Source organism: Rhodanobacter sp. FW106-PBR-R2A-1-15, from assembly GCF_058789735.1.
This window is the reverse complement of sequence record NZ_JBYTEM010000007.1, coordinates 1-23,753: the sequence shown is the minus strand read 5'-3', so window position 1 is coordinate 23,753 and position 23,753 is coordinate 1. Positions and strand designations below refer to the sequence as shown.

Annotated in this window: 19 protein-coding genes; 7 read left to right on the top strand and 12 right to left on the bottom strand. The window is 69.3% G+C overall.

Translation table 11 applies throughout. The features are described 5' to 3' along the window. Positions 1-41: 41 nt before the first annotated feature. A complete protein-coding gene (locus AC3WTD_RS05660; RefSeq protein WP_492613165.1) occupies positions 42-3,911 on the bottom strand; it encodes a GH36-type glycosyl hydrolase domain-containing protein in 3,870 nt (1,289 codons plus the stop codon). A gap of 187 nt (positions 3,912-4,098) precedes the next feature. Here AC3WTD_RS05660 and AC3WTD_RS05655 point away from each other — a divergent pair, with 187 nt between their 5' ends. Both AC3WTD_RS05655 and gnd read left to right on the top strand, forming a co-directional pair. Further along, positions 4,099-5,433 carry a glucoamylase family protein gene (locus AC3WTD_RS05655; RefSeq protein WP_492613164.1) on the top strand — a complete coding sequence of 445 codons (1,335 nt, stop codon included), beginning with the start codon at positions 4,099-4,101 and terminating at the stop codon, positions 5,431-5,433. Positions 5,434-5,467: 34 nt separating this feature from the next. Continuing rightward, the gene (gene gnd / locus AC3WTD_RS05650) at positions 5,468-6,373 is read left to right on the top strand and encodes a phosphogluconate dehydrogenase (NAD(+)-dependent, decarboxylating) (protein ID WP_008437677.1); all 906 of its coding nucleotides are present in this window, start codon (positions 5,468-5,470) and stop codon (positions 6,371-6,373) included. A 335-nt stretch (positions 6,374-6,708) separates the two neighbouring features. On the opposite strand, the gene AC3WTD_RS05645 is transcribed toward gnd, so the two are convergent. From AC3WTD_RS05645 to AC3WTD_RS05635, 3 genes are all read right to left on the bottom strand, one after another. Beyond that, on the bottom strand, positions 6,709-7,254 hold the full coding sequence (locus AC3WTD_RS05645; protein ID WP_492613163.1) for a DUF488 domain-containing protein: 546 nt from the start codon (positions 7,252-7,254) through the stop codon (positions 6,709-6,711). Between the two features lies 1 nt (position 7,255). Next, positions 7,256-7,468 carry a hypervirulence associated TUDOR domain-containing protein gene (locus AC3WTD_RS05640; protein WP_027491268.1) on the bottom strand — a complete coding sequence of 71 codons (213 nt, stop codon included), beginning with the start codon at positions 7,466-7,468 and terminating at the stop codon, positions 7,256-7,258. A 96-nt stretch (positions 7,469-7,564) separates the two neighbouring features. Then, positions 7,565-7,813, bottom strand: a complete 249-nt coding sequence (locus tag AC3WTD_RS05635; RefSeq protein WP_492613162.1) for a hypothetical protein — start codon at positions 7,811-7,813, stop codon at positions 7,565-7,567. 221 nt (positions 7,814-8,034) lie between these two features. On the opposite strand from AC3WTD_RS05635, the gene AC3WTD_RS05630 reads away from it, so the two are divergent. Beyond that, the gene (locus AC3WTD_RS05630; RefSeq protein ID WP_492613161.1) at positions 8,035-9,186 is read left to right on the top strand and encodes a cytochrome P450; all 1,152 of its coding nucleotides are present in this window, start codon (positions 8,035-8,037) and stop codon (positions 9,184-9,186) included. A gap of 314 nt (positions 9,187-9,500) precedes the next feature. Here AC3WTD_RS05630 and AC3WTD_RS05625 read toward each other — a convergent pair whose 3' ends face one another. From AC3WTD_RS05625 to AC3WTD_RS05610, 4 genes are all read right to left on the bottom strand, one after another. After that, complete coding sequence (locus AC3WTD_RS05625; protein WP_492613160.1) at positions 9,501-10,205, bottom strand: LytR/AlgR family response regulator transcription factor; 705 nt, start codon at positions 10,203-10,205, stop codon at positions 9,501-9,503. Continuing rightward, entirely contained in the window at positions 10,205-11,257 is a 1,053-nt protein-coding gene (locus tag AC3WTD_RS05620) for a sensor histidine kinase (protein WP_492613159.1), read from the bottom strand. The genes AC3WTD_RS05625 and AC3WTD_RS05620 overlap by 1 nt, the downstream gene beginning before the upstream one ends. A gap of 30 nt (positions 11,258-11,287) precedes the next feature. Beyond that, positions 11,288-11,950 carry an alpha/beta hydrolase gene (locus AC3WTD_RS05615; protein WP_492613158.1) on the bottom strand — a complete coding sequence of 221 codons (663 nt, stop codon included), beginning with the start codon at positions 11,948-11,950 and terminating at the stop codon, positions 11,288-11,290. A 151-nt stretch (positions 11,951-12,101) separates the two neighbouring features. Then, positions 12,102-14,264 (bottom strand): prolyl oligopeptidase family serine peptidase, encoded by a 2,163-nt coding sequence (locus AC3WTD_RS05610; RefSeq protein WP_492613157.1) that lies wholly within the window; start codon positions 14,262-14,264, stop codon positions 12,102-12,104. A gap of 145 nt (positions 14,265-14,409) precedes the next feature. On the opposite strand from AC3WTD_RS05610, the gene AC3WTD_RS05605 reads away from it, so the two are divergent. Together AC3WTD_RS05605 and AC3WTD_RS05600 are read left to right on the top strand one after the other, a co-directional pair. Beyond that, positions 14,410-16,851: a S9 family peptidase gene (locus tag AC3WTD_RS05605; protein ID WP_492613156.1), complete on the top strand. Its 2,442-nt coding sequence runs from the start codon at positions 14,410-14,412 to the stop codon at positions 16,849-16,851. Between the two features lie 205 nt (positions 16,852-17,056). Beyond that, on the top strand, positions 17,057-17,650 hold the full coding sequence (locus AC3WTD_RS05600; RefSeq protein WP_027491276.1) for an HAD family hydrolase: 594 nt from the start codon (positions 17,057-17,059) through the stop codon (positions 17,648-17,650). Between the two features lie 66 nt (positions 17,651-17,716). On the opposite strand, the gene AC3WTD_RS05595 is transcribed toward AC3WTD_RS05600, so the two are convergent. Further along, on the bottom strand, positions 17,717-18,352 hold the full coding sequence (locus tag AC3WTD_RS05595; protein WP_027491277.1) for a hypothetical protein: 636 nt from the start codon (positions 18,350-18,352) through the stop codon (positions 17,717-17,719). Between the two features lie 176 nt (positions 18,353-18,528). Between AC3WTD_RS05595 and folE the strand changes: the two genes are divergently transcribed. Next, the gene (gene folE, locus AC3WTD_RS05590) at positions 18,529-19,152 is read left to right on the top strand and encodes a GTP cyclohydrolase I FolE (RefSeq protein WP_492613155.1); all 624 of its coding nucleotides are present in this window, start codon (positions 18,529-18,531) and stop codon (positions 19,150-19,152) included. 206 nt (positions 19,153-19,358) lie between these two features. Beyond that, positions 19,359-20,063 (top strand): RNA polymerase sigma factor, encoded by a 705-nt coding sequence (locus tag AC3WTD_RS05585; protein ID WP_027491279.1) that lies wholly within the window; start codon positions 19,359-19,361, stop codon positions 20,061-20,063. An 84-nt stretch (positions 20,064-20,147) separates the two neighbouring features. Here the strand turns inward: AC3WTD_RS05585 and AC3WTD_RS05580 are convergent, their stop codons facing one another. The 3 genes from AC3WTD_RS05580 to edd all read right to left on the bottom strand — a co-directional run bounded on the left by AC3WTD_RS05580 (position 20,148) and on the right by edd (position 23,643). Beyond that, entirely contained in the window at positions 20,148-20,960 is an 813-nt protein-coding gene (locus AC3WTD_RS05580) for a TlpA disulfide reductase family protein (protein ID WP_027491280.1), read from the bottom strand. A gap of 84 nt (positions 20,961-21,044) precedes the next feature. Then, positions 21,045-21,692: a bifunctional 4-hydroxy-2-oxoglutarate aldolase/2-dehydro-3-deoxy-phosphogluconate aldolase gene (eda, locus tag AC3WTD_RS05575; RefSeq protein ID WP_492613154.1), complete on the bottom strand. Its 648-nt coding sequence runs from the start codon at positions 21,690-21,692 to the stop codon at positions 21,045-21,047. Between the two features lie 133 nt (positions 21,693-21,825). After that, positions 21,826-23,643: a phosphogluconate dehydratase gene (gene edd, locus AC3WTD_RS05570; protein ID WP_492613153.1), complete on the bottom strand. Its 1,818-nt coding sequence runs from the start codon at positions 23,641-23,643 to the stop codon at positions 21,826-21,828. Positions 23,644-23,753 lie beyond the last annotated feature (110 nt).

The window sequence follows — 23,753 nt, the reverse complement described above, 5'->3', positions numbered from 1 at the left end:
CTGCGTAGGCGTCGCATGGCGAATGGCGGGCGGTGCCCGCCCTACGGTCCAAGGGTGATGCGCAGGCGGTGTGTGCCGCCGTCATCGGCCAGCGGCACCTCCTCGTTGGCAACTAGCGTTTGGCCGTCCAGTTCAACCTGCGCCACACCACGGCAAACCCGCTGCGGGTTCTCCACCTCGATCTCGTAGCAGGTGACGCGCCGTTCGCCGCGGCGGCGGTAGCTGAGCCGGAAGCCTGGCCAATCCTTCGGCATGCACGGCTCGATGCGCAGCCGCTCGCCATGCAGATGGAAGCCGAGCAAGGCCTCCAGTCCGGCGCGATACAGCCAGCCGGCAGAGCCGGTGTACCAGGTCCAGCCGCCGCGGCCGAGGTGCGGCGCCACCGAATAGACGTCCGCACAGGCGACGTAGGGTTCCACCTTGTAGCGCTCGATCGCTTCGGGGCTGTCGCCGTGGCGGATCGGGTTGAGCAGGTCGAACAGTCCGCCGGCACGGTCGCCGTCGCCGAGGCCGGCCCAGGCGAAGATCGACCAGACCGCGCCGTGCGTGTACTGGCCACCGTTCTCGCGCACGCCGGGCGGGTAGCCCTTGATATAGCCGGGGTTCTCGCGGCTGTGGTCGAACGGCGGGGTGAACAGGCGCGCGATGCGATTGTCGTGGTCGAGCAGCAGGCGATCCACCGACTCCATCGCCTGCACCGCGTGCACGCGATCGGTGATGTCGGCCAGCACGCTCCACGATTGCGCGATGGCGTCGATGCGGCACTCGTCGCTTGCGTGCGAACCCAGCGGCGTGCCGTCGTCGTAGTAGCCGCGGCGATACCACTGGCCGTCCCACGCCCGTTCCAGCGCGGCACGCAGCGCGTCGGCATGGCTGCGCCAGCGCTGCGCGCGCTCCTGCTCGTCGCGTCGTTCGGCGTACGGCGCCAGCGCGCCGATGGTGGCGAGCAGGAACCAGCCGAGCCAGCTGCTCTCGCCGCGTCCCTCGGCGCCGACCGCGTTCATGCCGTCGTTCCAGTCGCCGCTGCCGATCGGCGGCAGGCCGTGCGCGCCGCAGGCGAGGCTGGTGTCGATCGCCAGCGCGCAGTGCTCGTATACGCTGGCTTGCCGCTCGGAGGGCTCGGGCTGGAAGAACGCGTCGGTGGCGCCGTCGGGTATCGGCTGGCCGGCGAGGAACGGCAGCGCTACGTCCAGCACGGCTGCATCGCCGCTCACCTCGACGTAATGCATGGCCACGTACGCCAGCCAGAGGCGGTCATCGCTGACTTTCGTGCGGATGCCCTGGCCGTGCGGCGGCAGCCACCAGTGCTGCACGTCGCCTTCGGCGAACTGGCGGCCGGCGGCGCGCAGCAGGTGTTCGCGGGCGAGATCGGGGCGGCTCACGCACAGCGCCATCACGTCCTGCAGCTGGTCGCGGAAACCGTAGGCGCCGCTGGCCTGGTAGTAGGCGGTGCGCGCCCACAGCCGGCAACCGGCGACCTGGTACGGCAGCCAGTCGTTGAGCAGGATGTCCAGCGCACGATCGGGCGTGCGCACCTGCACGGCATCGAGCAGGCCATTCCACTGCGCGGCGATGTCGGCGAGCACGTCGTCGATGTCGATCACGCGATATTTCTCCACCAGCGCCTGCGCGGCGGCCTCGTCGGTGGCCTCGCCGAGCAGAAGCCGCAGGTCGAGCTGCGTGCCCGGCGGCAGTTCGATGCGCACCTGCAGGGCGCCGCACGGTTCCAGTCCGGCACCGAGACGGCCGGACAGCGGCGCGCCGTCGCGCAGCGCGAGCGGCAGTGCGACCGTGCCGAGCGGCCCCAGGAATTCGTAGCGGTCGCCGCTCATCGAATGCGCGGGTCCGGCCAGATCGATGAACGCCACGCGGTCGCCGAAGTCGGGCCGCCAGCGGTTGCGCGCGAACAAGGCGCCGGTGCGCTCGTCACGCGACGTGATCACGAACGGCGCCGGCGTGCTGCCGTTCGCGCCCAGCGCCCACTCGACGTAAGCGGTCACCGACAGCCGCCGCGCGCGCGGCGAGCGATTGCGCAGGCGCAGGCGCGACAGCTTGAGCGGGTCGTCCGTCGGCACGCACGCCAGCAGCTCCAGCTCGATGCCGTGAGCGTCGTTCTCGAAGCGCGTCCAGCCCTTGCCGTGGGTGGCCGCGTAGTGCGCGCCGGCCACGCGGATCGGCAGCGCGGTGGCGCTCCACAGCACGCCGGTGTCCTCGTCGCGCAGGTACAGCACGTCGTGCGGGCTGTCGCTGACCGGATCGTTCGGCCACGGCGTCAGCGGATTCTGCTGGCTGTTGAGCGACCATGCGTAGCCGCCGCCTTCGGCCGACAGCATGCAGCCGAACGCGGGGTTGGCGATCACGTTCACCCACGGTGCGGGCGTGGGGCGCTGTTCGTCGAGTTCGATCCGGTAGGCGCGGCCACCATCGACGAAGCCGCCGTGGCCGTTGGCGAATTCCGGCGCGTCGGTGCTGGCGGTGACGGCGGCAGCCGCAGCCGTGGTGGTTGCGCGGATCGCCGATGGCGCGGCGGGGGCGGGCGTCGACCCGGGCGCGGCCGGCGCCGGCGGCGCGCCATCCAGCACCACGCGCGCGACCGTCAGCAGGCCGTTGCGCAGGTCCTCGCCGATCGCGTCGTCGCGCAACGCGAACAGTTCGGCCTTGGGCAACCGGTCACCGGTTTTCAGGCGCGCCTGCTGCGCACTCACCAGCGGATCGAGCGCGGCTTGCCACGCGTCGCCGGCGCCGTGCAGCAACACCACGTCGACGGCGAGTTGCTGGCTGCGCCAATACTGCTGTGCCTGCAGCACCTCGTTCACGCGCGCCAGGTCGTCGGCTTCGCCGAGGCGAAGCAGGATGATCGGCCGGTCGCCGGAGATGCCGGCGGACCACAGCACTGGCGCGCCGCCGCGGCCGCGCGCCAGCGCGTCGGGCGCCGCGCGCTGGCGCGGATCGTTGTACAGCAGCGCGCTCATCCAGCCGGTGAATCGCGCCGCCTGCGCGGCGCCGATGCCGAGTCGTCGGCGCTCGGCTTCGGCCTGTTGCCCGGCGCCGTCGAACAACCGCTCGGCGGCGTCCGCATCGCCGAGTTGGGTGGTCAGCACCATGGCGCCGTCGCGCGAATCGGCCAATCGCGTCCACAGCAGCAGGGTCACGCTGCTGTCCGGCGCCAGCGTGAAGCGTCGGCGCAGGCTGAATACTGGATCGAGCACGCAGCCGACCGTGTTCGACAACGCGGCCCCCGGCTGCATCGCCCGCGCATCACGCAGCGTGCGCAGGCGACCGAGGAAGCGCGCACGGTCGGTTTCGCATTCGCCGGCATCGCCGCCTTCCGCCCCGGCGATCTGCATCGCCTGCGCGGCCCACACCTCGGCCTCGCTGGCGTCGCGCCGCCGCCGCGTGGCCAGCAGCATGCCGTGCGCGGCGTCCCATGCGGTCTGCACGAACATCTTGGAGAACGCCGGATGCGCGTCGTCGGCACTGATCGGGCCGAGCACCAACTCCGCGTACGAAGTCAGCGACAGCGTGCGCTTGCGGTCGCCGTGGTTGCTCAAGCTGAGCCGGCGCAGTTCGATGTCGGCGTCGGCGGCTACCGCCACCTCCAGCACGCTATGTACGCTGTGGTGGCGCCGGCTGAAACGGGCGCAGCCGGCGTCGAACGCGGCCGCGTCGTCCGGCCTGTGCGTGCCATACGGCTGCCGGCTGGCTGACCAGGCTTCACCGTCATCCTCGTCGCGCAGCAGCAGGTAGCTGCCCCAGCCGTCACCGACCGGATCCTCGCGCCAGCGCGTCACCGCCAGGCCGCGCCAGCGGCTGAAGCCGGCGCCGTTCGCGCCCAGCATCACGCTGTAGCGGCCGTTGGACAGCAGGCAGCGCTGCTCCGCATCGATGCTGCGCGAGGAAGGCGATGGCATGGCGACTCCGTCGACGGCGACGAAAGTTCCAGCGTGCGCCGCGCGAAGCATAGGCGGCGTCAATCCGCGCTTCACCCTGCCGCGGAGTAGGATGCATGCCGCATCCATCGAGCATGCGGGTCCGGCGCCGAGGCGCGGCGTCTAGCGCGCCCGGGTGCCCTCACTGCGACAGGCCACGACGAGATCCATGCGTTCCCACCCGCCCAGCCATCCGCTCGGATCCGATACGCGGCTGCAGCGCCTGCAGAACAAGGCGTTCGCCTACTTCCAGTACGAGACGAACCTGCAGAACGGCCTGGTCTCCGACAAGACCGCGCCGGACTGGCCGGCCAGCATCGCCGCGACCGGGCTGGCGCTGAGCTGCTACCCGGTGGCGGTCGAACGCGGGCTGATGAGCCGGCACGAGGCGATCAAGCGCACGCTCGCCGCGCTGCGCTTCTTCCGCGACAGTCCGCAGGGCACCGAACCCGACGCCAGCGGCTACCGCGGCTTCTATTACCACTTCCTCGACATGCAGACCGGTCGGCGCGTGTGGCAGTGCGAACTGTCCACCGTGGACAGCGCCTTCCTGTTCGCCGGCATGCTGACCGCCGCCGCGTACTTCGACGACGACAGCGCCGAGCAGAAGGAGATCCGCGACACGGCGAACTTCCTCTATCAGCGCGCCGACTGGCCGTGGGCGCAGGCCGCGGACGGCACCATCGGCCACGGCTGGCACCCGGAAAGCGGCTTCATCCCGCATCGCTGGCAGGGCTACGACGAGGGCCTGCTGCTGTACGTGCTGGCGCTCGGCTCGCCGACACATCCGCTGCCGCCCGCAGCCTATGCGGCCTGGTCGTCCACCTACGAGTGGAAGCGCTGCTACGACATCGACTACCTGTACTGCGGCCCACTGTTCACCCACCAGCTGTCGCAGGTGTGGATCGACTTTCGCGGCATCCGGGACGCGTTCATGCGCGGCAAGGGCATCGACTATTTCGAGAACAGCCGCCGCGCCACCCTGGTCCAGCAGCGCTATGCGAGCGACAACCCGCTGGGCTTCAAGGGCTACGGCGAGCACTGCTGGGGCATCACCGCCAGCGACGGGCCCGGCCCGGCGACACTGAAGATCGACGGCATCGAGCGCCAGTTCTACGACTACGTCGGCCGCGGCGCGCCGTACGGCATCGACGACGGCACGCTGGCGCCGTGGGCGGTAGTGGCGTCGCTGCCGTTCGCGCCGGAGATCGTGCTGCCGACGGTGCACTACTTCATCCACACGCTGCAGCTGCACGACGCGCATCCCTACGGCTTCAAGGCCAGCTTCAACCAGACCTGGGGCGACAAGCCCGGCCAGCCGCTGGACGGCTGGGTATCGCCGTACTGTTTCGGTGTCAACCTCGGCCCGATCATGCTGATGGTGGAGAACCATCGCAGCGGCATGCCGTGGCAGCTGATGCGCGGCTGCCGCTGGATCGTCGACGGGCTGCGCCGCGCCGGCTTCGACGGCGGCTGGCTGGATGCCGGCAAACGGCACGCATGAACACGACAACCTTTCCCGTTACGGAGTGAGCACGATGGAACTTGGCATGGTGGGTCTCGGGCGCATGGGCGCGAACATGGCAGAACGCCTGGTGAAGGGCGGCCACAAGGTCACCGGTTTCGACCCCAGCGCCGACGCGCGCCAGGCCGCGGCGGCGAATGGCATCGCGCCGGTCGCCTCGCTGGCCGCGCTGGTCGCCGCGTTGCCCGCGCCGCGCGTGATCTGGCTGATGGTGCCCGCCGGCAAGGTCACCGACGACACCGTCAGCGCGCTGCTGCCGCTGCTGGCCAAGGGCGACACGCTGATCGACGGCGGCAATTCCAACTACAAGGACACCCTGCGCCGAGCGCAGCGCTACGCCGAGCGCGAGCTGGGCTACGTCGACTGCGGCACCAGCGGCGGCGTGTGGGGGTTGAAGGAGGGCTACAGCATGATGATCGGCGGCGACAAGACCACCGTCGAATCGCTGCGGCCGATCTTCGAGACGCTGGCGCCGGCGAAGGACCAGGGCTGGGGTCACGTCGGTCCGGTCGGCTCGGGCCACTTCACCAAGATGGTCCACAACGGCATCGAGTACGGCATGATGCAGGCCTACGCCGAAGGCTTCGCGATCCTCAAGCACAAGCAGGAGTTCGCCCTGGACCTGCACCAGGTCGGCGAGATCTGGCGCACCGGCAGCGTGGTGCGCTCGTGGCTGCTCGACCTGGCCACCGACGCACTCGGCAAGAACCCGAACATGGACGGCATCGCACCCTACGTGGTCGACTCCGGCGAGGGCCGCTGGACCGTGGATGCGGCGATGGAACTGAGCGTGTCCGCCCCGGTAATCACCCTGTCGCTAATGGAACGCTACCGCTCGCGCGACAGCGACTCGTTCGCCGACAAACTGCTGGCGTCGCTGCGCAACGAGTTCGGCGGGCATGCGATCAAGAAGGAGTAGCGTGGTTCGCATCGGTCCCCCGATGCTCCCGTAGGAGCCCGCTCGCGGGCGATGCCCTTGCCGCTCCCATGCCTGCTGCCCGAACGGCTCGCTTCCTCTCCACCGTTAGCGCGCGGGCTGGCATCGAACCCTCATCCCGTCATGCCGGCGAAGGCAGGCATCGCACTTCACCCGTTGCGGCCACGCCGGGGTCCTCGACCTCCTCTCCCGGTCTCGCCGGGGAGAGGGAAGGGTAAGGGGCACTCTTGACTGGCTCTGGGAAAGTCGCCCGCAGCGCACGCTGGGAAGCATGCGCGAACTTCAACCGCGGACGGGGTTTCGCCAAGCGTGCCCAGCTAAAGCAAGCCGCCTTGCGCCGGTGCGTAACTCAACCGGCCGTCCACGATGTGCGCCGGCGAGGTGTACGGGTGCACCGTGCTGTGCGTAGCGTCGATGATGTGGATGACCTCGATGCCGCGCAGCTTCAGCACGTCGGAAACGATCGAACGGTGGCAGCGCCACCACACCGCTTCGGCGCACATCATGGCGGTGCGCTTGCCGGCGGCCAGCGCCAGCAGCTCGGCGAGGCCGTCGGCAAACTCCGCGGTGGCCGTGTAATCCGCGTAGCCCTGGAACGAGGCGTTGCGCCACCCCGTATTCGGTGAGCCCGGCTGCACCTTGCGCCGGCCGCCGAGTCTGGGCATCCATTGGTAGACGATGCCGTGCGCGGGCAGCGTGGCGGCCAGCGCGTCGCTGGCGAAATGCGGGTAGCGGCGCGAACCGGGAAAACGGCGCACGTCGGCGATCGCCTCGATCCGGTATTCATCCAGCAAGCCGAGGAATTCCTCCAACGTGCGGGTCGAATGGCCGATCGTCCAGATCGTGGCGGGGTCGTCGGGCATCTCAGTCAATCTTGTGCAGCGCCGCGCCCTTGTGCATGGCGACGTGGTCGGTCTTGTCGCTCTGGATCTCGTACTGCGGGTCGGCCTCGCTGCAGTGGCGCAGGTGACCTTTGTATTCCGTATCGCGCGTGTGCACTGCGGTGATCCGGCCAGTCACATAGCCGGCCTCCGAATTCCAGCGCACGTGATCGCCGACCTTGAAGGGATGGCTCATGGCGGTTCCTCATGCATGTTTACCGACCATTGACGCATGCGCTTCGTCCACGCCAGGTGGAGAGAGGCCTCGTGGCGGCGGAACATCCCGGTCCGGCTACTTGGTGCTCATGTTCCTCCCGAAGATGCCAAAGAACGGCACATGCAGGGCGAGCGGCAGGGACCGCCATACATCGAAGTCGCTGCGATCGGCCCGTAGCACGTAGAGTGCGAGCGGATGGGCCAGCAACAACAGCCACCAGCACAGCAGGGCCGGTTGTCCCGGCAGGCGGCCGTGGTCGCGCCGGTAATTGCTCATGCCGAAACTGCCGCGCAGCAGCGCCCAGGCCAGCCCGAACAGCAACACGGTGGCCCTGACCTCGACCTTTCGGTGCGGAGGCGCGCTGTTGGCAAAGTGATCACCCGTGGCCCCATGCTACGTCACCGCCCGTGGAGTGACGAGCCAACGCGGGACCGCGGCGGCGCTACCCGCCCCTGGATGGCCGTTGCGTGTGCCGGCTGTGGCCTGGTACGCGGAACGGCGATAATGGCAACTGCCAGCGGCTTCCCCGCCCGCAGAGGTTACGCATGACCGACCACATGCCTGAGGACCTGTCCGCCATCGGCAGGGACCTGAGGGCCTACACCGACGAGCTGCGCCCGTGGCATGGCGTGGTCCGCAACGTGCAGGGGGACTGGGTGCTGCTCAGTCACGACCTGGTCCTGCAGGCCGCACGGGACGACCAGCGCTTCTCGAGCGCGGTGTCGCGCCACCTGCATATTCCCAACGGGCTGGATGGCGCGGAGCACAGCGCCTACCGCACGGCGCTCGACCGCTTTCTCACCCCGGGGGCACTCGCCCCCTTCCAGGGGGCATTCCACCGGGCGGCGGTCGACGTGGTCGCGTTGCTGCCCAGAGGGGTTGCAGTGGACGCGGTGGGCGGGTTCGGCAGCCGGTTTGCCGTCCGTGCACAGAGTGCGTGGCTGGGCTGGCCGAGCGATCTGGAAGACCAGCTGGTGGACTGGGTGGCCGAGAACCACGCCGCCACACGCATGGGCGACCGCTCGCGGACACGGCAAGTGGCGGAGGCCTTCGATGCGCTGATCCGCGACGTACTCGCGCGGCGCCGTGATGTCGCGCCCCCGGACGCCGCCTACGATGTCACCGCCCGGCTGATGCGGACCGAAGTGGACGGCTGGCCTTTGACCGATGAGGAGATCGTCTCGGTCCTGCGCAACTGGACCGGCGGTGACCTGGGCACCATCGCACTGTGCGTCGGCGTGCTCGTGCATCGCCTGGCCACGCAACCTGCCATGCAGGATCGGCTGCGTGCGGGCGTGTCCGACGTCGAGTTCGACGCCATCGTCGATGAGATCCTGCGGATCGACGACCCGTTCGTATCCAATCGCCGCGTGACCACCTGTCCGGTCACGATCGGCGGCGTGGAGCTGCCGCAAGGGGCGCGCGTGAAGTTGAACTGGACGTCCGCCAACCGCGACGAAAGCGTGTTCGGCAACCCCGACGCCATGGACCCGCAGCGCAACGCCACGTACAACCTGGTGTACGGCATTGGCCGGCACGCCTGCCCCGGCCGCCCGCTGGCCACGCTGGAACTGCGCATCGCGATGCAGGCACTGCTGGCGGCGACTTCCTCGATCATGCTGGCGCCACAGTCGCCGGCCGAACGCGAGGTGGCGCCGGTGGGCGGCTGGGCCAGGGTGCCCGTGATGCTGGCATAAGCGGGGCGTTTCTCCTTGGCTCTTGCAACCGCGGACATCGCCGATTGCCTTGAAGCGGCCGTCCGTTAATCCCCGGCACAGGATCGTGACGCCTCCCCGGATGGCGTGCCGGCATGAACACGCACGAAAGCACCAGCCCCGATTCAAGGATGGTGGCAAAGAGCGAACACCGGGTCGTGCGGAAAGCCCTCAAGCCGGAACAACGCTGCCGCATGGCATATTCACGGATCGCGGTGCCATGTCTTGTCATCCACCATCTGCGATGGCAAGTATCGTCATGCTGGATTGCTTGTTGAGTTCGGCAGCTCGGACATTCACCCCAGCCGCAGCAGCTTCCGCACCGCCGGCAGGTTGCGCCGGCTGATCTCGGGGTTGAGTTCGCTGCCGTCGAGGCGGGCCAGCACGCGGCCGTCGGCGAGGGTCTTGAGGCCGAGCAGGCGCGGCGGCGGGACGAGGCAGTTGCGGTGCAGGCGGATCAGCTGGTCGGGGTAGGTTTCTTCCAGCTGGCGCAGCGATTCCTCGATCAGCAGCTCGCCGCGGCGGTGCTGCACCACCACGTATTTCTCGTCGGCGAGCAGGCAGATCACCTCGTCCAGCGCGATGCGCACCTGCTCGCCGCGCAATCGGCCGTGCAGGTAGGCGGGCGGTTCGCGCGGGGCGTCGGCGAGGCGGCGTTGCGCGCGCTGCAGCGCGTCGCGCAGGCGGTCGAGCCGCACCGGCTTGAGCAGATAGTCGACCGCGCCCAGCTCGAACGCCTTCAGCGCGTGTGCCTCGTAGGCGGTGCAGAAGATCACCTGCGGCCGCGTGCGGCCGGCCAGGCGCTGTGCCAGCGCCACGCCGTCGGTGCCGGGCATGTTGATGTCCAGCAGCAGCGCGTCCGGCTGCAGTTCGTCCAGTGCGGCCAGCGTGGCCTCGCCGTCGCCGACGCTGCCGACCACCTCCACTTCGGCGCATTCGGCCAGCAGGGCGGTCAGGCGCGCGCGCGCCAGCGGCTCATCGTCGACCACCAGCACGCGCATCAGCCTTTTCCCCCCGGCAGTTGCAGCCGTACCACGAAGCGCTCGCCCTGCGCGCCGGCCTGCACGCTCGCCTGCGGCCCATAGCGGTAGGCCACGCGCTGGCGCACGCTGTCCAGACCATGACCGTTGCCGGCGGCAGGCGGGGTGGGCGGCAGCGGGTTGCCGATCTCGATGCGCATGTCGCGGCCATCGCGCCAGCCACGCAGGGTCACTTCGCCGCCCTCGCGCAGCGGCTGGATGCCGTGGCGCACCGCGTTCTCCACCAGCGGCTGCAGCAGCAGGCGTGGTAGCGGGAAATCGCCCGGCAATTCGTCCAGTTCGCGCCGCACGCGCAGGCGTTCGCCCAGGCGCAACTGCTCGATCGCCAGATAGCGTTCGACCAGCGCCAGCTCCTCGCCCAGCGTGCCGTCGGCGCTGTCGTGCTGGCCCAGCGCGGCGCGGAACAGTTCGGAGAGATCCTCCACCGTGCGCTCGGCGGCGGCGGGATCGACCCGGATCAGTGCCGCCACGGTGTTCATGCTGTTGAACAGGAAGTGCGGGCGGATACGCGCCTGCAGTGCTTCGACCTGCGCGCGGCTCACTGCTGCCAGCCGTACCTGCCACTGCGCCAGCACGTAGAAATAGCGCAGCATCGCGGCGCCGAGCAGGGCGGTGATCAACAGGTTGTCGCACACGAACACGGGCAGGCTGCCGCGCACCAGGTGCATCTGCAGCGCGCCGTCGAACCAGTGCGCCGCGAGGCTGCCGAGCAGCACGATCAGCAGCAGCAGCAGCCACACGCCCGCATACGGCAGGTGCCCGGGCAGGCGCTGCAGCCATGGCCGCAGCGCGCACAGCACCACCGCGGCCACCATGCCCAGCAGAGTCGCGAACAGCATGCCGACGCTGTAGGCCGACCAGTCGCGCGGGTTGTCGCGAGCCAGCCACATCACGGTGACCGTGAGCGCACCGACCACCAGCAGCGCGAACAGCGCCGGCAGCTGGCAGAAGTCCGGCAGCGGACTTTGTTCGGTGCGGCCGCGTGCGGCGCGGCGGGAGGTGGGTTCGCGCATGCTGGCAAGTATGCCGCAGCGCGGTCGCGCTTACGTCAGCCGCTGGCCCAGCCAGCGGCGCAGGTCGTCGATCTCCTCGGCGCAGACCGCGTGGGCCATCGGGTAGGTGTGCCAGTCCACCGCGTAACCCAGCGCCTGCAGCGCATCGCGCGAAGCGCTGCCACGCGGCAGCACCACCACCGGGTCGGCGGTGCCGTGGCCCCAGAAGATCGGCGTGGCCGCGTTTGCCGCGCTGCGCTCGGCGGCGAGCGCGCTGGCGATCGGCAGGTAGGTGGACAGCGCGACGATGCCGGCCAGCTTTTCCGCATGGCGCAGCCCCGCGGCCAGCGCGATCGCGCCGCCCTGCGAGAAGCCGGCGAGGAAGATCCGCCCGCTCGGCACGCCGCGCTCGTGCTCGCGTTCGATCAGCGCCTCGACCGCGGCGATCGAGGCGCGGATGCCGGCTTCGTCCTGCCGCGCATGCGCGTCGAAGCCGATGATGTCGTACCACGCGCGCATCGACATGCCGTTGTTGATCGTCACCGGTCGCACCGGCGCATGCGGAAACACGAAACGCAACGCCGGCCACGCCGGGTCCACCAGCTCCGGCACGATCGGCGCGAAGTCGTTGCCGTCCGCACCGAGGCCATGCAGCCAGATCACGCTGTAGCGGGGCGAAGGGCCGGTTTCGTGTTCGACGGTGGGCAGGGACATGGCATGGATCGATGGTGGAAGACGGGTGTCATCGTAGCAGTCCTGCTCCCCGCCTCGACGCGTAGGAGCCCGCTGGCGGGCGATGCTCCTGCCCTGATGACAGAACAAGAGCATCGCCCGCCAGCGGGCTCCTACAACGGGGTGGGGTGATTTATTTTTCGACAGCTAACCCCAGCTCGTGCGCGAAGAAGGTCAGGCCGATCGCAGTGTCGCCGACGCGCTGGCTGAACGGGGCGCCGATGCCGTGGCCGGCGTTCGTGTGGGTCAGCAGCAGGATCGGCTGCGTCGACGAGCTGGCGTTCTGCAGCGCGGCGGCGAACTTGCGCGATTGCCATGGCGCCACCCGCGGATCGTTTTCGCCAGTGGTGAGCAGCACCGCCGGGTAGGCGGTGTTCGCCTGCACGTGCTGCAGCGGCGAGTAGGCCAGGGTGGCCTTGAACTGGGCCGGGTCCGCGATGCTGCCGTACTCGGGGATGTTGTACGGGCCGTTGGCGAAGTGGGTCTCGTGGCGCAGCATGTCGTAGATGCCCACGCGCGCCACCACCGCGCGGTAGTCGCCGGGGTGCTGCACGATCTGCGTGCCCATCAGCAGGCCGCCGTTGCTGCCGCCCAGGATGCCGAGATGGCCGCGGTCGGTCCAGCGCGCGTCGATCAGCGCCAGCGCGGCGGCGTGGAAGTCGTCGAACACGTTCTGCTTGTGCAGTTTCTGGCCCTGCGCGTGCCATGGCTGGCCGTTCTCGTTGCCGCCGCGGAGGTTGGCGTAGGCGAGCACGCCGCCGCGTTCCAGCCAGGCCAGGCTGGCGCCGATGAAGCCGGGCTTCACCGGCAGGTCGAAGCCGCCGTAGCTGTACAGGATGGTGGGCCGCTTGCCGTTCGCCGTGGTGCCCTGCAGCGACAGCACGGTCACCGGGATCTTGGTGCCGTCCTTCGAGCTGCCGTCGATGCGCTGCACCACCACCTTCGAGTAGTCGGCGGCAGGCTTCACCTCGAACACGGTCTTCAGCGTGCCGTTCTTGCCGTCGTACTCGGCCCAGCGCGTGGGTGTGGTCCAGCCGCTGTAGCTCACCAGCGCCTTGTCGCTGCCGGATTCGGCGGCGATGTCGCCGATGCCGATGCCGTGCGGCGGCAGCGGCAGCCGGCGCACGAATTTCGCGCCGGCGGCGTACTGCTCGACCCACCAGTCCGGACCCCAGCTGCGCACCACCAGGAAGCCGTCGCCGAGCGGGGCGATCTGCTGGATCGCGCCCGCGCGTTCGGCCAGCACCGGCACAGCCTTGCCGTCGCTGCCGATGGCCACGATGCGGCCGCGCGGCGCATCCTGGAATGCGGCGGCATATAGACGTCCATTCACCCAAGCCGCCGTGCGCACGTTGGCGTGGCGGTCGAGCACGCGGGCGAAGCCGTCGTCGTGCTGCAGGAACACTTCGGCCGGGCCGCCATCGCCGTCGTAGGTGAGCACCGCGGCCTGCGCGCTGGCCGGCGCATTCACCAGCACGTACTCGGCGGTTTTCGAATAGCCCTGGCCGAACACCACGTGGTCCGTCGCGGCGGCCTGGCCCAGCGCGTGGTGCACCAGCGTGGCGTGGAACTGTTCCACTTCCTGCCCGGCCGCTGGCGGCGCGAAGCGCACGTAGCTGAAGCCGTGCTCGTCGGCGTCCCAGGCCAGGCCCTGCGGGGTGGTGCCGCCGCCGGCCCAGGGCAGGGTGTCGGGCAGGGTCTTGCCGCTGGCCACGTCGAGCACGCGGATGGTGGTCAGCTCACTGCCGCCCTCGGCGGTGCCGTAGGCGAGGTAGCGCCCGCGCGGCGACGGCCAGTAGGCGGTGATCGCCGTGCCGCCGTGCTCGACGTTCGGGTCCACCAGCACCTTCGCCGCGCCGTCCGGCCAGGCCTGTGCGATCAGCACCGGCTGCGGCTGCGGCGGGATCTGCTGCAGGTAGAACAAGGTGCCGCCGGCCAGCGTCGGGCCGGAGCGCGTGGTCGAGGTGATCGCCAACTGCTGCACCCGCGCGGTAAGCGCCTTGCCCTGCGGCATCGCGGCCAGGGCCGCCTCGGTGTACGCGTTCTGCGCGGCTATCCATTGCCGCACCGCCGGGGCGTCCGGGTTTTCCAGCCAGCGGTACGGATCGGCCACGCTGACGCCGTGGAACTCGCTGGACGCGGCCTGCCGCGGCGTGGGCGGCGGCAGCGGCTGCGATTCGCCGATCAGCGCCACTTCGCGTGGTGGCTTCGGCGACGGATTCACGGGCGGCAGCTGGGCCGCGATGGTGCCGCCGGCGGCGAGCAGCAGGGGGACGACAAAGGACGCGAGGCGCATGGCGGGTTCCATGGAAAGACGTGGAGGCCCGGGAGAGTAGCAACGCGCCGCCGCCATTGCAGCCGACGACCGCTGACTATCGGCAGGGTGGCCGCGTACCTGCGGCCGGCTCGGGTATGCTGGCCTTTTTGCCAGGGGAGAACCCATGCGTCGTTTGCTGCTTGCCGCCCTCGTCGCCTTCATTGCTGCGCCGGCCGCCGCCGCGCCGGCGTCGACGCCGTTGGACCTGGAAACCGTGATGGCCAACCCCGACTGGATCGGCCAGGCGGTGGAGCAGCCGTACTGGAGCGTGGACGGACGCCATGTGTACTACTCGATGAAGCGTGATGGCAGCCCGCTGCGCGACCTGTACCGGGTCGACCCGGCGACCGGCCAGAGCGTGAAGCTCGACCCGACCGAGCGGGCGCAGGCCGATGGTCCGGCGGTGTTCGACCGCGCGCACCGGCATGCCGCCTTCATCCTGCATGGCGACGTGTTCGTGGTCGACCTGGCCAGCGGCCGGCGCCGCCAGGTCACGCGCACGCCGCAGGACGAAGTCGCACCGCGCTTCTCTGTCGACGGCCGCGCGCTGCAGTACCGCACCGGCAACGACTGGTACAGCTACGACCTGGCCAGCGGCGTCGCGGCGCCGGCGGCGATCCTGAAATTCGCCGACGATCCGCAGGCGAAGCAGCCCGATGCGCTGGGCAGGCGCCAGCTCGAGCTGTTCAAGACGCTGCGCGAGATCAAGGCCGACAAGCAGGCCGCGCGCGACGAGGACAAGGCGCAGGATGCGGCCGACCCGGGCCGTGCGCCGCCACCGTTTTACCTCGGCGACAAGATCGCTGCGGTGGATACCGAACTGTCGCCGGACGGCCGCTGGATGCTGCTGGTCACCGTGCCCAGGGACTACGCCAAGGGCGAGGCGCCCAAGGTCAACCACTACGTCACCGAGAGCGGCTATACCGAGCCGCAGGACGCGCGCATCTATGTCGGGCGCAACGATCCCGCGCCGCAGTCGCTGCTGCTGCTGGACCTGCGCGGGCATCAGCAGTACCCGCTGAAGACCGACGGCCTGCCGGGTATCAAGGACGACCCGCTCAAGGCGCTGCGTGCGCAGGCCGTGACCGCGCTGGAAAAGGCCGGCAAGCAGGACGAGGCGAAGGCGCTGAAGGCGCCCGACGTGCGCGCGGTGCGCATCATCGCCGGCACCGATGACATTGGTGGCGGCGGCATCGTGTGGAGCGACGACGGCGGCCAGCTGGCGATCCAGCTGCGCGCGATCGACAACAAGGACCGCTGGATCGCCAGCGTGGACTTCGACAGGCACGCGCTGGTGCCGCAGCACCGGCTCACCGACCCGGCGTGGATCAACTGGAATTTCAACGATTTCGGCTGGCTGAAGGACGGCCGCACGCTGTGGTACCTGTCCGAGGAAACCGGCTGGTCGCAGCTGTATGCGAAGCCGCTGGGCGGCAAGCCGAAGGCGCTGACCACTGGCCGGTTCGAGGTGAGCCATCCGCAGCTTGGCGAGGACGGTCGCTGGTTCTACCTGCGCACCAACAAGGTGGCGCCGTACAGCTACGACGTCTACCGCGTGCCGTCCGCCGGCGGCGAGCTGGCGCGTGTGACGAACTACCAGGGCATGGACGACTTCGCGCTGTCGCCCGACGGCACGCAGCTGGCCGTGCTGCATTCCGCGCCGTACCTGTTCGCCCAGTTGGCGGTGCAGCCGGCCGCCGGCGGCACGCCGCGCGAACTGACCCGGACGATGAAGCCGGCCTACCTGGCGCACGACTGGATCGCGCCGAAGATCGTCGAGGTGCCGTCCTCGCACGGCGCCGGCTCGATCTACGCGAAGTACTACGGCCCGGCCAATGAAACCGATGCGCCCGCCTCGCGACCGGCGGTGATCTTCGTCCACGGCGCCGGCTACCTGCAGAACGTCAAGCTGTCGTCCACGTACTATTTCCGCGAGCAGATGTTCCACAACCTGCTGGTGAGCCAGGGCTACGTGGTGCTGGACATGGACTACCGCGCCTCGGAAGGTTACGGCCGCGCCTGGCGCACCGCGATCTACCGCCAGATGGGCCACCCGGAGCTGGAGGACCTGCTCGACGGCAAGGCCTGGCTGGTGAAAAACCATGGCGTCGATCCGCGGCGCGTGGGCATCTACGGCGGCAGCTACGGCGGCTTCATGACCGAGATGGCGCTGCTGCGCGCGCCCGGCGAATTCGCCGCCGGCGCTGCGCTGCGCCCGGTCAGCGACTGGACGCTGTACAACCACGAGTACACCTCGAACATCCTCAACGATCCGCAGCTCGATCCCGCGGCGTACCGGGCCAGCTCGCCGATCGAATACGCGGAAAAGCTGCAGGACCCGCTGCTGATCCAGCACGGCCTGATCGACGACAACGTGTTCGCCGAGGATTCGATCCGCCTGTACCAGCGCTTCATCGAACTGCACAAGAAGAACTTCTGGATGTCGCTGTACCCGCTGGAACGCCACGGCTTCGTGCATGCCGATTCCTGGTACGACGAATACCGGCGCATCGACGAGTTGTTCGGAACGTACGTGAAGCCGGTGAGGGATGAGTCGAGGCACTGATCGCGCGTCGTTGCCCGTCGCGCTGATGTAGGTACGCACCTGTGCGCGATGCTCTTGGCTCTGCCCGGCATCAGAGCATCGTGCACAGGGTGCGCTCCTACGGGCAGTTATGCGGGTATGCGGACCGATGCACGAGATACGCGAAAAGCGTTATGGCTGGCGTTGGTGAGAAGGAACTTCCGATGACGAAAGGAGGTATCGACGCATGAATCTTGCCTTGTTCGATTTCGACGGCACCATCACCACCCGCGAGATGTTTGCCGATTTCATGCATTTCGCGGTGACGCCGCGGCGGCTGGCTGTCGGCAAGTGGCTGCTGGCGCCGGTGGTGATCGGCTACAAGCTCGGCCTCGTTTCCAGCAATGCGATCCGCTCGCACGTGGTGCGCTTCGGTTTTCGCGACGAGCCGATGGCGCGACTGGACCAGGCCGGTGAGCGGTTCGCGCGCGAGGTACTGCCCGGCGTGTTGCGCGAACAGGCGATGGAACGCATCGCCTGGCACAAGGCGCAGGGCGACGTGGTCGTGGTCGTCTCCGGCGGGCTCGACGCCTATCTGCAGCACTGGTGCCGCCGGCACGGGCTGGCGCTGATCTGCTCGGAGCTGGAAGTGGTCGATGGCCGCTACAGCGGTCGCTATCGTGGAAGCCAGTGCGTCGGCGCCGAGAAGCCACGGCGGGTGCTGCAGCAGTACGACCCCGGCGACTTCGACTGCGTCTACGCCTATGGCGACACCAGCGAGGATCTTGACCTGCTGGGCATCGCTGATCGACGGTACTTCAACTGGCAGGAAGTGGCCTGAGTCATCGGGCACCCCGCGTTGCGTGCAACGCGAGGTGCCCGGGACAGTGCCGTCGAACGAACCGGCTCAGTGCAGCGAGGCCAGCTTCACGCCCTTCACTTTCAGCGCCTGCGCTACGTCGTACATCGCCTGGTTGAGGATCTTGTGAGTGTTCTCGTCGGCGCCATGGCCGAACTTCGCGTCGATGTCCTGCATCACCTGCACGTGGATGTCGTGCGACAGGGCCTTGTCGAACAGATAGCCCGACCACCAGGTGCCGTCGGTGGTGGTGCCGGCCGTCACCAGCGTGCTGGCCAGCTTCGCGCCCTTCAGGTCGGCCGGCGCGGCCGGCAGCTTCACTCCCGCTTCGGTGGCGCGCTTCAGGCCGTCATTGACGGCGAAGGTCATGCCGGCGATGAAGTTGTCGGTGGCGGTCTTGCCGTACTGCTTGGTGAGCTTGGCCACTTCGGCGTTGACGGTGTCCTGGCCCAGCATCGAAACCAGCGCCGTGGCGAAGTCGAAGTGGCTGGCGCCACCACCGGCTTCGACCAGGGCGGCGGTGACGTTCAGCGCGGGCGCACCGCTGTAGGTGCCGCCGCCGAACCAGTTCATCTGCGAGGCGTACATGCTGTGCGCGGGGGTGGCTGGGGCGTGCTGCGCCTGCACGGCGGCGGTGCCGCCGAAGGCCAACGCGAGGGCGAGTGCGAAGACGGTCTTGTTCATGGTGATCACTCCTTCAGATGGGTAGCGCCAGCGAACGGATGCACGCTATAGACGTACCAGTGCGCATGGGATGCGATCAGCCCGCGAGAGGTTCCGGGTGAATCGGCTGCGCGCGCGGGAACCTCGGGCGCAGCCAGTTCATCGGATGGTCGACCACTACCGAAAAAGGCTCTCCGATGCTCGATGTCGACCAGGCTTTTGCCCAGCCCGCCGTACTGCCTGCAGCGGCCGAAACCCCGCATCCGACCCGCGCCGAGGCCGAAGCCGCGGTGCGCACGCTGATCCGCTGGGCCGGCGACGACCCCGCGCGCGAAGGCCTGCTGGCCACTCCGGCGCGGGTGGTGCGTGCGTACGAGGAATGGTTTGCCGGCTACCGGCAGGATCCGGCCAGCCTGCTCAGCCGCACCTTCGGCGAAGTCGGCGGCTACGACGAACTGGTCATCCTGCGCGACATTCCGCTGCAGTCGACCTGCGAACACCACCTGGCGCCGATCCGCGGCGTGGTGCACATCGCCTACCTGCCGAACCAGCGCGTGGTCGGCATCTCCAAACTGGCGCGGCTGGTCGAGGCGTTCGGCCGGCGCCTGCAGATCCAGGAGCGGCTCACCGTGGAGATCGCCGACACGCTGGCCAAGGTGCTGCAGCCGCGCGGCGTGGCGGTGATCATCGAAGCCAGCCACGACTGCCTGTCCTCGCGCGGGGTGCGCCTGCACGGGGTGTCGATGCAGACCCGGCGCCTGCTCGGCGAATTTGCGCGGGAACCGCGGCGTGGCGAGATCCTGGCGACGCTGGCCGGCTGAGAGGTTGTGGCTATTCAACCTCTCAGCCGGCCAGGGATGGCCGGTCGCGGATCGGGCACGCAGGTGCCTGATTCGCGTGAGCGAGTCCGGGCGTGTACCGGACTCGCGATAGAAGAAAACCACAGGGAGTGGTTTTCTTCACAGGCTCTGACCCGGGAACCTCAAGTCACCCCGATGCATCGGATCAGGTGTAAAAGGAGAAAGCCATGTCAGCCCATGCCCATGTTTCACCCGTCGATGTCGCCGCACTGGACGATCACGCGCTGGTGGCGCTGGTCCGCGACGGCCATCGCGAGGCGTTCCGCCACATCATGCAGCGCTGCAACCAGCGGCTGTTCCGCGTGGCGCGCGCGGTGCTCGGCGAGGATTCGGAAGCGGAAGACGTGCTGCAGGAATCGTATATGCGTGCCTATCACAAGCTGGATTCGTTTCGAGGCGACTCGACCCTGCTGACCTGGCTGACCAGCATCGTGCTGAACGAGGCGCGCGGGCGCCTGCGCAAACGGCACACCATGGTCGACCTGGAGCAGGTCGACGCGGCGGTGGACGATACCCACCAGGTCATCCAGTTCCCCTCGAAATTCGGTAGCGAGGATCCGGCCGTCGCGGCTGCCCGCAGCCAGATCCGCCACCTGCTCGAACACGCCATCGACGACCTGCCGCCGGCATTCCGCACCGTCTACATGATGCGCGAGGTGGAGGAGTGTTCGGTCGAGGAAACCGCCCATCTGCTGGCGATCAAGCCGGAGACGGTGAAAACCCGCCTGTATCGCGCGCGCCGGCTGCTGCGCACGTCGTTGCACGGCAGCCTGGCCGAAACCATGAGCGGGGCGTTCCCGTTCATGGGCCAGCGCTGCGCGCGCGTCACCGACGCGGTGATGGCAAGGTTGGACGCCGAGCCGGCCAATTGAACTGATGTAGCGCACCCTGTGCGCGATGCTCTTCGTCATGTGACGGAAAGCATCGCGCACAGGGTGCGCCCCCACGGACGCCGGTCAGTGCGTGGGGGGCGGGGTGATCCGCTGCAGTCGTTCGGCCAGCGTGGCGCGCGACAGCTCGCCCATGTGCAGCTCGCGCAGGCGGCCGTCGGCGTCGAGGAACAGCGTGGTCGGGTAGCCGCGCACGTTGTACTGGTTCGACAGCTGCAGGTTGCCGTCGATCAGCACGTGCTGCAGCGTCAACCGCTGCACCTGCATGAACTGCCGCACCGCCGCCGCCGATTCGCCCTGGTCGGCGAACACGAAGCGCACCTGCGACATCGTACGCTGCGCCTCGGCCAGCACCGGCATCTCGCGCCGGCACGGCCCGCACCAGGTGGCCCACAGGTTGATCACGGTGGGCTGGCCGCGCAGCGTTTGCAGCGGCACCTCGCGTCCGTCCAGGTCGCTCAGCACGAAGGCCGGCAGGCCGGGATGGGTGGTCGTGGCCAGCTTGTACGCGGCCAGCCCGGCGAAGGCCCAGGCCGCGATGCCGACCGCCACGCCGGCGGCCAGCGGCCGGCGCAGCGGCGGCCGGCGCCAGCCGATCAAGGTCGTCGCCAGCAGCAGGCCGAGCAGACCGGCGATCCGGTCGAAGCCCTGGTCGCGGATGTTCAAGATGCTCCAGGGCTGCTGCGCATACTGCGGCCACCAGCCGGCCACGTAGGCGATGCGCGCCACCAGCAAACCGAAGCCGAGTGCCAGGTACAGCGCGTTGCCGGCGTCGGCATGGCCGCGTCGGCGCAGAAAGCCGACGGTGGCAAGCGCAGCGATGACGCCGAACAGCAGCGCCAGCACGGCCGACGAAAGTGCCAGCGGTCCGATGTTCAACGTGATGGTTCCTTGCCGGGGCCGCCGCGGGATCGGCGAGCGTGTGCAGGAACGCACCTTACCCGGTATCGCGCGCCAGCGGACTCAGCGCAACGCCGCTGCCTCGCGCGCCAGCTGCTCGATGCCGGTCCAGTCGCCGCTGGCGAGTTTGTCGGCGGGAGTGAGCCAGGAGCCGCCCACGCAGAGCACGTTTGGCAGGGCCAGGAAATCCGGCGCGCTGGCCAGGCTGATGCCACCGGTGGGGCAGAAGCGGATCTGCGGCAGCGGGCTGGCCCAGGCGCCGAGCAGCTTGTGGCCGCCGGCCGGTACCGCCGGAAAGAACTTCAGATGCCGGTAGCCGCGTTCGAGCAGGGCCATCGCCTCGCTGGCGGTGGCCACGCCGGGCAGCAGCGGCAGTTCGCTGTCGTCGGCGGCGTCGAGCAGGCGAGGCGAGGTGCCGGGCGACACGGCGAAGCGCGCGCCGGCCTGTTGCGCAGCCGCCAGGTCGCGCGCGGACAGCGCGGTGCCGCAACCGACCACCGCGCCTTCCACCTCGGCGGCGATCGCGCGGATCGCGTCCAGCGCGGCGCTCGTGCGCAGGGTGACCTCGATCGTCGGGATGCCGCCGGCGACCAGCACACGCGCCATCGGCACCGCGGCCCTCGCGTCGTCGATGATCACCACCGGAATCACCGGCGCCAGCCGCATCAGGGCTTCGACTTGCTGCTGCTTGTGTTCGATGGGACTGGTCACGTGGGCTCCGGACTGTTGGCTCCTCCCCCTGCAGAGCAGGGGGAGGTTGGGAGGGGGTTGCTCAGGTTGGCGGGATAGGTCAAGAGCGACCCCACCCCAACCCTCCCCTGCTGCGCAGGGGAGGGGCACGAGCTCACAGCACGCCGGCGCCGAGGTCGGCGTTGGCGGCTGCCTGGCGGAACAGGCCGAACAGTTCGCGGCCCATGCCGCTGTGCTCGGCGGACAGGTCGGCGACGTGCGGCAGGCGGGCGTCCAGCTCGTGCGCTTCCATCAGGACGTCCAGACGTCCGTTCGCCGCGTCCAGCCGGATGAGGTCGCCGTCGCGGATCTTGGCGAGGTTGCCGCCGGCCACCGCCTCGGGGGTCACGTGGATCGCCGCCGGCACGCGGCCGGAGGCGCCGGACATGCGCCCGTCGGTGAGCAGGGCGATGCGGTGGCCGCGGTCCTGCAGCAGCGCCAGCGTGGGGGTGAGCTTGTGCAGCTCGGGCATGCCGTTCGCGCGCGGACCCTGGAAGCGCACCACCGCCACGAAGTCGCGGTTGAGCTCGCCGCGCTTGAACGCGCCAGCCACCTCGTCCTGGTCGTTGAACACGATCGCCGGCGCCTCGATCAGCAGGCGGTCGTCCGGTACCGAGGAGACCTTGATCACCGCGCGGCCGAGGTTGCCGTCGAGCATGCGCAGGCCGCCGTCGGCGCGGAACGGTTCGTCCACGCCGCGCAGCACGCCGCGGTTGCCGCTCTGCTTGGCCACCGGCAGCCAGGCGATGTCGCCGGCCTCGTCCAGCTGCGGCACGCGCGTGTAGCCTTCCAGGCCGGTGCCGAAGATGGTCTGCACGTCGGCGTGCAGCAGGCCGGCGCCGAGCAGCTGGTCGATCAGGAACGCCATGCCGCCGGCGTCGTGGAACTGATTCACGTCGGCGTAGCCATTCGGGTACACGCGCGCCAGCAGCGGGATCGCGCCGGACAGCGCGTCGAAGTCATCCCAGCGCAGCTGGATGCCGGCGGCGTGCGCGATCGCCACCAGGTGCAGCAGGTGGTTGGTGGAACCGCCGGTGGCGTGCAGGCCGATCACGCCGTTGATGATCGCGCGCTCGTCGATGAGGTGGCCGAGCGGCAGGTAATGGTCGCCCAGCGCGCTGAGGTCGGCGACGCGGCGCACCACCTCGGCGGTGAGCGCGTCGCGCAGCGGCGTGTCCGGCGGGGTGAAGCTGGCGCCGGGCAAGTGCAGGCCCATGATCTCCATCAGCATCTGGTTGGAGTTCGCGGTGCCGTAGAAGGTGCAGGTGCCAGGCGCGTGGTAGGAAGCGGCTTCGGCTTCCAGCAGTTCGGCCTTGCTCGCCTTGCCGTCGGCGAAGGCTTGGCGCACCTTCGATTTTTGCTCGTTCGGGATGCCGCTGGGCATCGGGCCACTGGGCACGAAGGCGGCGGGAAGATGGCCAAAGCTCAGTGCGGCGATCAGCAGTCCCGGCACGATCTTGTCGCAGATGCCGAGGAACAGCGCGCCATCGAACATGTCGTGCGACAGCGCCACCGCGGTGGCCAGCGCGATCACGTCGCGCGAGAACAGCGACAGCTGCATGCCGGCGCGGCCCTGGGTGATGCCGTCGCACATCGCCGGCACGCCGCCAGCGACCTGCGCGGTGAAGCCGGCGTCACGGGCGATCTGGCGGATCAGCGCGGGGTAGCGCTCGTACGGCTGGTGCGCCGACAGCATGTCGTTGTAGGCGGTGACGATGGCGAGGTTGGCTTGCTGGCCGCTGCGCAGCGCGGCCTTGTCCTCGGTGCCGCAGGCGGCGAAGCCGTGCGCGAGGTTGCCGCAGGACAGGTGCCCGCGGCGCGGCCCGCTGCGGTCCGCCGCGTCGATCCGTGCGAGGTAGGCCGCGCGCGTCTCGCGACTGCGCTCGCGCAGGCGTTCGGTGACTTCGGCGACGACGGGATGGAGCGTGGTCATGATTCGTTCCGGTCAGGTAGATACCGTCTCGTCCCGCGTTATGCAAGCGAGCATCCAGGTGATGCGTGCGCAGAGGCAACGAGGCGGTGTCTGGGGTAGTCAGGATCAAA